This is a genomic window from Bacillus sp. S71 (genome assembly GCF_016625265.1).
Classification (GTDB): domain Bacteria; phylum Bacillota; class Bacilli; order Bacillales; family Bacillaceae_G; genus Bacillus_A; species Bacillus_A cereus.
Map to the genome: position 1 here is coordinate 467,813 of NZ_JACVUW010000001.1, position 12,037 is coordinate 479,849.

A 12,037-nucleotide genomic window follows, 5' to 3' on the forward strand; every position below is an offset into this window, starting at 1 on the left:
CTTTGTATTTTAAATGACTTCTATACGTTCCATTGCAAGTGAATATACATTTTCATATCCTGCTGTACTTAGCTTTTGTTGTAATCGATCTGTATCCTCTTTCAAAGCGTGTACTAGCACCGTATGTTCTGGTAATAATGTATTTAACATCTCTTTAACGTCTCTTATACTTTGGTGAACTTTATACGGAACTCGCTTCACCCTACATGTACTCCTTACAGGTTCTTTCATAACTCTTTCTGCAAAACTCCCTTTCGCAATGTGCCCAGTAAAAATAACGGCATTCCGCTTTTCATTCCGAAGCTGTTCATAGTATAACTGTGCTCGTTTCGTTTGCATATTCGCATCACTCATTACAACTATTCCGTAACTATTTTGCATACTAATGTCATTATCCATCACTATTATGTTTCTTTTTAGACTCTTCATAACCCATTTAAGTTCTTTATTATTTTTTATCCAATCTTTATATGCGAACATCTCTTCAAATCCAGCCAAGATTTCTTTATCTACTATAAGAGGAAATTCTTTATATCGTTCATATAAATACAATACTATATCTTGCGCCCTACCAAGTTGTGGCAGCGGTAATAATGCTATTCCTTTATTTTGCATAACTCGTTCAATTTCTGCACATAGTTCGTTTACACGTTCATTTTGCGAAACATCATCTGTGTGATAAGCGGCATCCACAATTGCGACTTTTATATTGTGGCCCAATTTCTCAGGTAAATTAGCTCGTAGTATATTAGACTCTGCTGAATAGTCGCCTGAATAAAATACGTATGTATTATACATATCAACTAAAAACCAAACAGCTCCCAATACATGCCCACTATATCCCCATTGAAACCGCAATGTAGGAGTAATTTGTACCCATTCATTTGGATTGCTAATCTCATCAATACATACATAATTTAAATCTTTTATGTGTTGGTCGCTATAAGGTAAATCCCACCCTTGCATCACATTATAGTTTCTCCATTTTTCATAATATAACGGCAGTTGCTCCTTCGTATAACGAGTCGTCCAAATTTTTTTCTTATAGCCATACTTCACTAATAAAGGTAAACCCATCGTATGATCTTCATGAATATGTGATAAAAATACCGCATCTAAAAACGGAACAGCTTCTCTCTCTATTTTTGGATAACTATCCTCATAAGATCGATTAATACCACAATCAAATACTATTTTCGTCTCTTTATTTTTTACAAAATAGCAGGAGCGACCGTACTCTCCAGCTCCTCCCCACACTTCTACTCTCATCATGCTACCCCTTTTCGTTTTTGCTCCATATGTTGCAGCAGTAATAAGCACATTGTTGTAAGTCCAACAGAAACAACGGCCATCGCCATGCCTATAGATACTTCACCCTGTTCAAATTGAGCAAAAATAAACGTTGCTGACGTTTCTACTGATGGAGGTAATACGAGAAGCGATGCTACTAACTCTCTTATCGAAATTGTAAATGTCATCGCCCATCCAGCAAGAATACCCGGGATAATAAGAGGCATTATTATTTTTCTAAAAATATAAATATAATTTCCAGAAAAAACACTTCCTGCCTGCATGAGAGAATCATCAATTTGTCCGAGTGATGATTTTACATATTGCACCGTGTTAGGTAAAAACAGAACAACATACGTTACGATAACCATGATTGGTGTATTGTAAATTGACATAGGCATATATGGTGAATTCCAAAATAGAATAAGACCTACAACCATAACGATTCCTGGTACCATATTCGGTAACATACCGCACATATCAAGCCATTTTTCAGAGGTTTTTTTCCCCTTTCGAATCATAAGTGCCAAAAAAACTCCAATCATTACCGCGATAATCGCTGTTACGAGTGAAAAAAGAAAACTATTCCATAAAGCCTCTAATCCCGGAGATCCTATTGTAAACAATGCCTCATAATGGCTTGTTGTAAAGTTATTTACATGTAAACCGCCGCCTCTTAATTTTGACAAAGAAGCAATAAGTATAGAAAAGTATGGAATTCCAATTGATACTATTAATAAACCAATTACATACATCCATGCTACAACGCGCGTAAATATAGACAAAGTATATCTTTTAGATTTCACACCTTTTCCACTAACCATTGCATATGAATACTTTCGATTCAATACATTTTGCATATACCAAATAAGCATACAAGCACTAAGTAATAAAGAAGATAATGCTGTTGCACTACTAAAATCAATTGGCCAACTCGAAATAAATTTATGGATTTCTGATGTTAACACGTGGAATCCTATTCTACGTCCGAATGTAGCCGGTGTTCCAAATTCAGCAATCGTCTTTACGAAAATGAGTAAAGCACCCATTACATAACTTGATACTAATAACGGCAATATTATTTTTCTTAAACGATAGAAAAAACTTCCGCCATGAACTGCTGCAGCTTCTTCTTTACTACTCCCAATCTGAAGTAACGTGTTTTTCAGCATGAAATAAAGGAATGGGAATAAATGCAGACTCATAATTAAGACCATACCTCCTAAACTAAAAAACGATGATGAAACTGTCTTTAGCATCGGAAAAAATTGTTCAAAATAGCCGTTAGGTTGCATGAACAAAATCCAGCCCATTGATCCAATATACGGCGGTGTCATAAATGGAATCATAAAAACAATATCTAACTTACTATACTTTCCTACATCTGTTTTGCTCATAATAAACGCCAATGGAAATGCAAATATTGTAGCTCCTATTACAACGAGTACACCTAGAAGCAGCGAATTCAGAAAAATCCCAGCTAATCCACCACTCTGCATCACTTCAAAAGGCTTTAAAAAGTTCCAACTGCTATTTTCATATATACTAGAAAATAAAATAAGAAAAAGGGGAATGACGATTAACATCGCCACAAGCAATAACGCTACCGTCATTCCAACTTGTCTTACTGATACGAATCGATTTACCATGGAATCACCATCTTATTGAAATACTTTCTTAAATTGTTTTCCTATTTCATCTTGCTCTTTCTCAACTGTTTTCCAATCAATATTTAATACTCGAATCTCTTCTACATTTGGTCTATTTTCAGCTTTTATATCTGTTCTACCAGGCAATAAATACGCTTTAGAAACTTGTTTTTGTACATCATCGGATAATAAATAATCAATAAACTCTTTTGCGCCTTCTACATTTTTACTATCCTTCATAATCCCCGCTGCGCGTGGACTAATAACTGTTCCGCTTTTTGGATATACGATATCAACAGGTTCACCCTTTGCTTTTGCGCTGTACGTCATATAATCAACACCCGCAATTACCATATCTTTCGCACCTGTTACAACTGGGTCTAACGCTTCCTGATTTGCTCCTGCTACTGTAACTTCATTTTTCTTAAGTTGTTCAAATAAATTCCATCCATCTTTTCCATTCTTTTTCACATATCCAGTTACAAAGTCTAAAGCTGAACCTGAAAGTGCTGGATCTGGAAGATTCACTTTTCCTTTCCATTCCCCTTTCGTTATATCGCTCCAATCTTCAGGCGCTGTCTTCACATTTTTTGTATTGTACACAATCCCTAATGCTGAAGCACTATACCCGAAATAATGTCCTTTATCATCTGACCATTCAGAACGCAGCTTATCAGCTTGTTTCGCTTCTTTATAAGCTAACGTTTGACCCTCTTTCTTTAATCCTTCCATCGCTGGTAATGATGCAAGTACGACTACATCAACGACTGGATTTTTCTTTTCAGCTTCCATTCTCGCTAAAATTTTACCAGTTGTCCCTTGAAACATTTCCACCTTTATACCAGTTTTCTTTTCAAAGTCTTTTTGAATTTTTTCTGCTAACCCTTTTGGCCCTGCACTATATACAACAATTTTCTTTTCAGTCGTATTTTTACTTTTTGCATCTGCATTGCCTGTCTTTGAACTACACCCTGTTACTACAGCCGAAAATAATAAAGTACATACAAATAAAGACTTAAGCGAACTGAATTTCTTCATATGATTCTCCCCCTATATGATGAATACATTTTTTTGGCACATATAACGATACTGGTTTACCGATGCTTAATTTACTATTGTGATAAGCTGTCCATATTCCGAGTGCCCCCATGTTTACTTTTATTTCATACCGTTCTCCTACATATGTAACGTGCTTAATTTCACCTGTATACATTTCGCACACTTCATTTTTCGTCCAGCTCACATGCTCTGGACGAACCATTTTTTTACCCTCTACAAGCCAATTCGCCTTACCAACAAATTTGGCAACAAATTCATGAGACGGTTTCACATAAATATCTTCCGGTGTTCCTTTTTGTAATACTTCTCCTTGTTTCATGACAATAATTTGGTCTGACATTGACATTGCTTCTGTTTGGTCGTGAGTGACATATAGTGCAGTTAAACCAATGGAATGAACGATATCCATAAGCTCTATTCTCATTTCTTCTCGCAAAATTGCATCGAGTGCACTTAGCGGTTCATCAAACAAAATAAAATGAGGTTTTGTTACAATTGCTCTAGCGAATGCGACACGTTGTTGCTGTCCACCAGAAAGTTCGTGTGGATACCTTTTCTCCATACCTTGCAGGCGAACTCGCTTTATCGCATCTTCTACTTTTTCTCGCAATTGATTCGTTTGCTTTGTAGCTCTTAAACCAAATGCAACATTTTCAAAAACAGTCATGTGCGGCCATAAAGCAAAATCTTGAAATACCATACCGATATTCCGTTCATGAGGAGATGTCTTTATCTTTTTTGCAGCAGAATACATGCACTGGTCTCCAAAATATATTTCTCCCTTATCCGGTTCTTCAAGCCCTGCTATCATTCTAAGTAAAGTCGTTTTTCCACACCCCGAAGGCCCTAAAAGTGTAGTGAATTCCCCTTGTTTCATTACAATCTGCAACGGCTTTAACGCCTGTGTTTTTCCAAATGTCTTTTCTAATCCACTAATTTTAATATCCATTGCTTCACCTCTCTCCCCTCATTCTTAACCTGCTTTCATTCTATATGGAAGATTTATACTGAATGTTAATGTACTGTAAAGATTAAATTAAAAAACTTCTAATAAACTATTTATTTCTATAGATTTTTTCTATAGTTAAAATAAAAAAGGCGGCAATTCATAATGAATCTCTTAAAATTAGAAATTGTAGTACTTATTAAGAAATACAAAAAGCTTACAATCGTTGCAGAAAAACTTGGCGTTAAACAACCAACTATTACATTTCATATAAAAAGCTTAGAAGAAGAACTCGGTGTGTCTTTATTCGAATTACGTTCTGGAAGGTATTTCTTAACAGAGGCTGGTGAGGCTTTGCATCATTATGCTTGTAAAATAGATGCACTTATGAAAGAAGCTAGACGTGTCACGCAAGAGTTTAAAGATTTTCATAAAGGTGCTATAACAATCGGCGCTAGTTATGTACCAGCGACTTATCTTTTGCCAGAAGTCGTTCATCAATTTCAATGTGAATTTCCCAATATAAAAATAACGCTACTAGTGAAAACAGCCCCTGAAATTCGAATGATGCTACAAAATCACGAAATCGATCTTGGGATAATTTCCGCTGCTCCATTTGATGAAGCACTTTTAAAACAAACGAATATAATGCCCGATACACTTGTTCTTGCCTTTTCCAAAAAACATCATTTTTCAAAGAAAGACAATGTATCGTTACAAAATATCGAAAAGGAACGCATACTATTGCATCGTAATCCATCTACAACGAGAGATTTACTTACACAATGGACGTTGGCGCACAACATTACATTCCAATCTGAAATTGAATTAGACTCATTAGAAACGATGAAACAAATTTTAAAATATGGTAATGGAATTGCCTTTATTTCTAAACTTGCTATCGAGCAAGAAATACAACGAAATGAGCTATGCTATATACCAATCCCTGAATTTGAATTTCAGCGTAACATTTATACGATTCATCATGAGGACAGATGGAATTCTAAAATCATTTCTTTTTTACTACAGAGCATCACTTCATTTGCAACAAAAAATTAAAAGGCTGTCGTTATGCACGACAGCCTTTCAAACTATAAATCTATTTATTTTTCTTTGCCTCAATTTTTGCTTGCGCCTCTTCAGCCTTATCTAATGCTTCTGATACTTTCTTCTCTTTTTCTTTCACTTCATCTATACTATCGACAGCTTTAATAATTTTATCGATTCCTTCTTCTTCTACCTTTCTACGCTTTGCCACTCTTTCATTTACTTTCTCTTCCACATCTTTTGCTTTTTGAAGCATATTCTCTGCATTTGATGTTACAGCTTTTTCAAGTTCAGCATCTTTTTTCTTTTGTAACACTTCATTTGCAATGTCTTTCGCTTCTAAATACTTACCATCTTTTAATGCTGTTGCTCCGTGATCCATTTTCTCAGCAACTTCTTTATATGATTTCGCTTCATTTCCTGATTTCTCTTTTTCTGCTTTTTCGAACCACATTGTTGCATCACTATACTTTTCATCTTTCAATGATTGCATACCTGTTTCAATATATGTGTCATAATTGCTACATCCAGCCATTACGACTAATAGAAAAAGCATAACAAAACTTAATTTTTTCATGCTGTTGTCTCCTTTTCTTTGCAAGCTCACTTTACTTTAACATACATGAAAAAGAGTTTCAAAAACTAAAATACTAATTTAGTCATTTTTATAATGATAAGTCAAATTTTTATTATTTTCTTATTTTTAAGCGGACACATCTACTTGTTTTTTCGCCATATGTTGCTTTACTCCAACTAATACAACTAACAATAAACCTCCGCCTATTGTCATCATAACAATGCTAGTTGGCAACATATCTAATAGTAGTCCATATACAATCATACCAAGTGGTGCGATTGCAGTCGCAATTGTTTCAAGTAGGCCAAACACACGCCCTAGGTAGCTCGGATCTGTCGTTTTTTGCATATGTACTTGCATTGGAATGTTTACAATCATAATTGCTATACCAGTTAACATCATAAAAGCAATATAGTAAATAAAACTTGCTACTTTTGGAATGATAACTAACAACGGAAAGACTGTACATAAACTTAAACCTGCAAACAAAAACAGTCCAGTATAAATAGAACGAAACGGATTATTCACTTCTTTACGCACTGATAAAGTAATCGCTCCCATTAGCATCCCGACTGCTAACATTCCCTCTACAGTACCGAGTTGCTTTGAAGATAAATGCAATGTATGGACGATAATGTACGGAAGTGCAACTGTTAGACCACACGCAAAAAAGTTTACCCACAATGCTATTTTCATTAAACCATATATTTCACGTTGTCTTTTTACATATAAAAAACCTTCTTTTATACTCGTCAAGAAATGCTCTGTACTTTCAGCCACTTCTTTTTTATATAAATCAAATACGATAAATAATTGCAAAATAACCGCTAAAAAGAACGTAATGCTATTTAATAGGAAAAACGATTTAATTGAAAAGAAACCATATACAACTCCGCCAATAATCGGTCCTAAAATATTTGATAAAGAAGCCGCCGTTTGATTTAAAGCACTCGCTTTTTGAATACGTCCTTCATCTACTAAACTCGGAATAGACGAAGTTAATGCAACAGAATAAAAACTTGCACAAATTGATAATAATGCTGCTGAAATATAAATAAAAAGAAGTGATGGCCCAAATATAGTAGCAAGAATAAACATACTAAGCATCGTTAAACTACTTAATAAATCAGTACCAATGACAAGCCATTTTCGATTCACACGGTCTGCTACAGCACCAGCAATTGGGCCACAGATCATCCTTGGAAGTGATCCGCAAACGAGCGTAATTGCAAAACCCATCCCTGAACCAGTAGTCTTTAATACATATAACCCCATTGCGAACGTATAAATACCTGCGCCTAATAAAGACGTCATTTTTCCAATCATCATTAAAATGATATTTCTAGTTGCAATCTTCATTCTTGAATCATGTTTTCCTATACTTATATCTCCCATTTTTGACTCTCTCCCCTTAAAAGTTAAATTGTGTTAAACTTATTATATAATCAACTTTCCAATTTTCACAACAAAAAGTTAAATACAATTAAACTTTTTAAATATAAAGGAGCAATAATATGGCAACTCTCGGTGAAAGAATTAAAGCATTACGAAAAGATAAAAAGCTTACGCAAACAGCACTGGCAGGTTCGGAACTGACAAAAAGTATGCTTAGTCAAATTGAAAATGGAAAAGCTACACCTTCTATGAAAACATTACAATATATTGCGGAAAAACTTGAATGTGAAACGAGCTTTTTATTAGAAGAAGATGAAGAAGAAATTGTGGAACTCATTCAAAAAATGGAGCCATTAATAAAATCAAATAAATGCGATGAAGTATACAAGACTTTACTACCTATCGTTCAAAAAGAACTACCCCTTACTTTAAACACAGCACGTTTATATAAACAGTTCATAACTGGAGCGGCCATTATGAACGATTATAATATTGAATATTACGTTGAAACAGCTGTTTCTATATTTGAAAAATATACTTTGTATCGTGAAAGTACTGAAATGAAACTACTGTTTTACTATATGCTCTACAAACGGAAAAAATATAAAGAATGTTTACAGTTGATTAGCAGAATTCGCGATGAATATAAAACGAAGAATTTAGAAATGGATCTTATTACACATATACAACTATACTTAAAAGAAGCCATTATTTTACTCGCATACGGCAATTATAAAAAATGTGAAAAAGTCATTTTAGATGCACTTGCATTTTCAAAAAAACATCAAGTGTATTATAAAACAGATGAATTTTATCGCATTTTATCTTACCAAAAAGTCATTACAGCTGATAAAGAACAGTATTTATATTACATAAAAAAATCGGAGCAATTTGCCATTTTTACAGAAGATATTCTATCCATTGCGATTATTGATATTTTAAAAGCTTACTACTACAACACAATTACTAATGAATATACAATCGCATTAGAACATCTAGAACAATTCCGAGAAAAACTAAAAGATGAACCAATCTTTCAAGACGATGGATTATATTATCTTGAAAAAGGAAAATCTTTGTATGGCTTAAAACGTTATAAGGAAGCTTTGGCAATATTAAAACACGCTACCATACCAGATTATATGACTCATCCACTTGATCAATCGTGGGTATTAACAGCCGGGTCTTATCGTGCCCTGTGTCATATAAAACTTCAAGATAAACCAGCTGCTCTGAAAGAAGCAAAAGAAGCAGTTCAAACGATAGATGGTTATCCTGATTCCATCTTCACTTCATTTATTAAAGAAACATTACAAATAATACAAAAACTTTAAGAATGTCTCTAAATGGTATATTATTCCTCTTTTTTAGCAAAGATAATAATGATGGGAGGAATATAAATGAATATACAACGTGCAATAGAGCTTTCTGTGTCAGCGGAACAAGCCCATGTCAGTTTTCAAGGCATGCCTGTTATGATTCAACACGTCGATGAAAGCAATGAAACCGCCCGCATATATGAAGTAAAAAACCCAGGACGCGAATTAACTGTTCCAGTTAATAGCTTAGAGGAAATATAAGAAATGCCACTTCTCTTTTGAAGTGGCATTTTTCTTATGAATCAAAAATATAACTATTATTTCTTCTAATTTTTTAAACTTATAATAAGAAAATGTAAAATTTATACTCTAAACCTATATTTTGTGATAATGTATGATTTGGAAATAACTAAATCTTTATAAATGAATAATATAAAGTTTTTCCTGTTTCCCACTCTACACATAAAGGAGGAATTGTATGAGCCTTTCTATATACGAAGGTTTAGGTATTATTTTTTTCGTAATCATTATGACTTACGCCCTTGCACACAAATATTTATGGTCAAAAAAATTACTTATTATTCTATTTCTCATTTGTAATGCTATTTATCTTATTTGGCGAACTTTTTATTCGTTACCAACTATTAATCTCATAAGTATTATCGCTGGTATTATATTGTTAATTACAGAATGGGCTGGTTACTTACAATCTATCGTTTTCAGCATTGTTTCATGGAAGCCATATAAACGGAAAGAAGTACCATTATCCACTTTCGAAAAACTACCCACTGTCGACATATTTATTGCAACTTACAATGAACCGATCGATTTATTAAAACGTACTGTAGCTGGTTGTACGTTGATTACTTATCCGAAAGAGTTACTAAACATTTATATTTGTGACGACGGGCGCCGTGAAAGTGTAAAGCAACTTGCGGTAGAGTTTTCTGTTCATCACATAACTCGCACCGAAAATAAGCATGCAAAAGCTGGAAATTTAAATCATGCGATGCTTCATTCAAAAGGTGATATTATCGTAACAATGGATGCTGATATGATACCACGAGCTAACTTTTTAGAGCGAACGATTGGTTATTTTTCTAAAAATAATGTTGTATTCGTTCAAGCACCACAAGTTTTTTATAATGCTGATCCTTTCCAATATAATTTGTTTTTTGAAGATAACATCGCCAATGAACAAGATTTCTTTATGCGCCAGTTAGAAGAAGGAAAAGATCGCTTTAATGCTACGATGTATGTTGGTAGTAACGCTCTATTTCGCCGCACCGCTCTTGAAGAAATTGGAGGATTTGCGACTGGAGTTATTACTGAAGATATGGCAACTGGTATGCTACTACAAGCTAACAAATGGGAAACTATATTTGTCAATGAAACACTTGCTGTTGGATTATCCCCAGAAACATTTAGTGATTTATTAAAACAACGGGACCGCTGGTGTAGAGGGAATATTCAAGTCGTAAAAAAGTGGAATCCTTTCACTATAAAAGGATTATCTTTTATGCAGCGTCTTTTATATGCAGATGGAATTCATTATTGGTTTTTCGGTGTTTATAAAATGATATTTTTACTAGCACCGCTATTATTTTTAATATTTGATATTTATAGTTTAGAAATTAATTTCATGCACTTATTTATGTTCTGGGCACCTGCTTTTTTAACATCACAGCTTATTTTCAAAGCTGTTTCTAATAAAAAACGAACAACTACGTGGAGTCATGTGTACGAAGTTGCTATGGCTCCTTATATGGGATTTGCTATTTTATCAGAAACTTTCTTACGTAAAAAATTTCAATTTCATGTGACAAGAAAGGGAGTTCAAAATAATACAAGGCATTTTTTATGGATTGCAAGCGTCCCTCACCTCGTATTACTCATTTTAACAATTATTGCACTGATTCGGGCAACACTTATGCTCTTATATCCTGAGCAATATCATATTGAAAGAGAGAGCTTATATATTAATATTTTCTGGGTACTATACAACGGGATAGCTATTGTCACTTCACTATTTGTAGCATTTGAAAGACCGCGTTTTCGAAATTCAGAACGTTTCGTAGTAAATTTACCAGGTACTTTATATGCCGAAGATATGATCATTTCTTGCCATGTCCTTGATATTAGTGAAACGGGGGCACGTTTTGAATTAGATCCCTCCATTCCATTTGAAACTTTATCAAGTCTATCTTCCTATACGCTATCTTTTGGCGAGGTAGAAAAGATTCATAGTACAAAAAAATGGATTCGGAGACAAGAAAATTCTGTACAAGTTGGTGTATCATTTGATGATGTATCCCATGAGCAATATTGTAAACTCATTCTTCATCTATTTAGTAAACCGGTTAATGACCGGGTGGAAAAGGTGTACGATAAAGCATTTCTTACACTAGCAATTGCATCTTTCATAAAAAATACCAAAAAAGCACCAAGACAATTTCGCAGGCAACATATACGTGAGCAACTGATGTCTTCTGGAACATTGCATATGAATGGGATGCCGATTGAAGCGACCATTGTCGACTATAGTACAGGTGGGTGCCAAGTACAAACGAACACCCCTCTTGTGATTGACCAAATTATACAAGTAACAATGGAAGAACGTAATATTCAAAAGAGAAATGCACAAGTATGTTGGATTCAAAAAAAGGGTCGTAAAATATATGCTGGATTAAAATTCACAGCGTAAAAAAAGAAAAGAAGCGTACTGCTTCTTTTCTTTTTTACATGCTAAAATACT

10 protein-coding genes are annotated in these 12,037 nt (G+C 34.2%); 4 read left to right on the forward strand and 6 right to left on the reverse strand.

Annotated features, from left to right (window positions below):
* Positions 1 to 9 precede the first annotated feature (9 nt).
* From IBT51_RS02190 to IBT51_RS02205, 4 genes are read right to left on the reverse strand one after another with little or no spacing between them, the layout of a single operon-like run.
* Positions 10 to 1,272, reverse strand: a complete 1,263-nt coding sequence (locus IBT51_RS02190; protein WP_200457965.1) for an MBL fold metallo-hydrolase — start codon at positions 1,270 to 1,272, stop codon at positions 10 to 12.
* Positions 1,269 to 2,939: an ABC transporter permease gene (locus IBT51_RS02195; RefSeq protein WP_200457966.1), complete on the reverse strand. Its 1,671-nt coding sequence runs from the start codon at positions 2,937 to 2,939 to the stop codon at positions 1,269 to 1,271. The genes IBT51_RS02190 and IBT51_RS02195 overlap by 4 nt, the downstream gene beginning before the upstream one ends.
* A gap of 12 nt (positions 2,940 to 2,951) precedes the next feature.
* Positions 2,952 to 3,977 (reverse strand): ABC transporter substrate-binding protein, encoded by a 1,026-nt coding sequence (locus IBT51_RS02200; protein WP_089170755.1) that lies wholly within the window; start codon positions 3,975 to 3,977, stop codon positions 2,952 to 2,954.
* Positions 3,955 to 4,947: an ABC transporter ATP-binding protein gene (locus IBT51_RS02205; protein ID WP_200457967.1), complete on the reverse strand. Its 993-nt coding sequence runs from the start codon at positions 4,945 to 4,947 to the stop codon at positions 3,955 to 3,957. The genes IBT51_RS02200 and IBT51_RS02205 overlap by 23 nt, the downstream gene beginning before the upstream one ends.
* Before the next feature lie 162 nt (positions 4,948 to 5,109).
* Here IBT51_RS02205 and IBT51_RS02210 point away from each other — a divergent pair, with 162 nt between their 5' ends.
* A complete protein-coding gene (locus IBT51_RS02210; protein ID WP_200457968.1) occupies positions 5,110 to 6,003 on the forward strand; it encodes a LysR family transcriptional regulator in 894 nt (297 codons plus the stop codon).
* A gap of 40 nt (positions 6,004 to 6,043) precedes the next feature.
* Here the strand turns inward: IBT51_RS02210 and IBT51_RS02215 are convergent, their stop codons facing one another.
* Both IBT51_RS02215 and IBT51_RS02220 read right to left on the reverse strand, forming a co-directional pair.
* A complete protein-coding gene (locus tag IBT51_RS02215; RefSeq protein ID WP_000736436.1) occupies positions 6,044 to 6,568 on the reverse strand; it encodes a DUF4398 domain-containing protein in 525 nt (174 codons plus the stop codon).
* Positions 6,569 to 6,694: 126 nt separating this feature from the next.
* A complete protein-coding gene (locus IBT51_RS02220; protein ID WP_200457969.1) occupies positions 6,695 to 7,963 on the reverse strand; it encodes an MFS transporter in 1,269 nt (422 codons plus the stop codon).
* A 119-nt stretch (positions 7,964 to 8,082) separates the two neighbouring features.
* Between IBT51_RS02220 and IBT51_RS02225 the strand changes: the two genes are divergently transcribed.
* The 3 genes from IBT51_RS02225 (at position 8,083) to IBT51_RS02235 (ending at position 11,986) form a co-directional block, all read left to right on the forward strand.
* A complete protein-coding gene (locus IBT51_RS02225; RefSeq protein ID WP_200457970.1) occupies positions 8,083 to 9,297 on the forward strand; it encodes a helix-turn-helix domain-containing protein in 1,215 nt (404 codons plus the stop codon).
* A 66-nt stretch (positions 9,298 to 9,363) separates the two neighbouring features.
* Positions 9,364 to 9,543, forward strand: a complete 180-nt coding sequence (locus tag IBT51_RS02230) for an H-type small acid-soluble spore protein (protein WP_200457971.1) — start codon at positions 9,364 to 9,366, stop codon at positions 9,541 to 9,543.
* Positions 9,544 to 9,760: 217 nt separating this feature from the next.
* On the forward strand, positions 9,761 to 11,986 hold the full coding sequence (locus tag IBT51_RS02235; protein ID WP_200457972.1) for a glycosyltransferase: 2,226 nt from the start codon (positions 9,761 to 9,763) through the stop codon (positions 11,984 to 11,986).
* Positions 11,987 to 12,037: the final 51 nt, after the last annotated feature.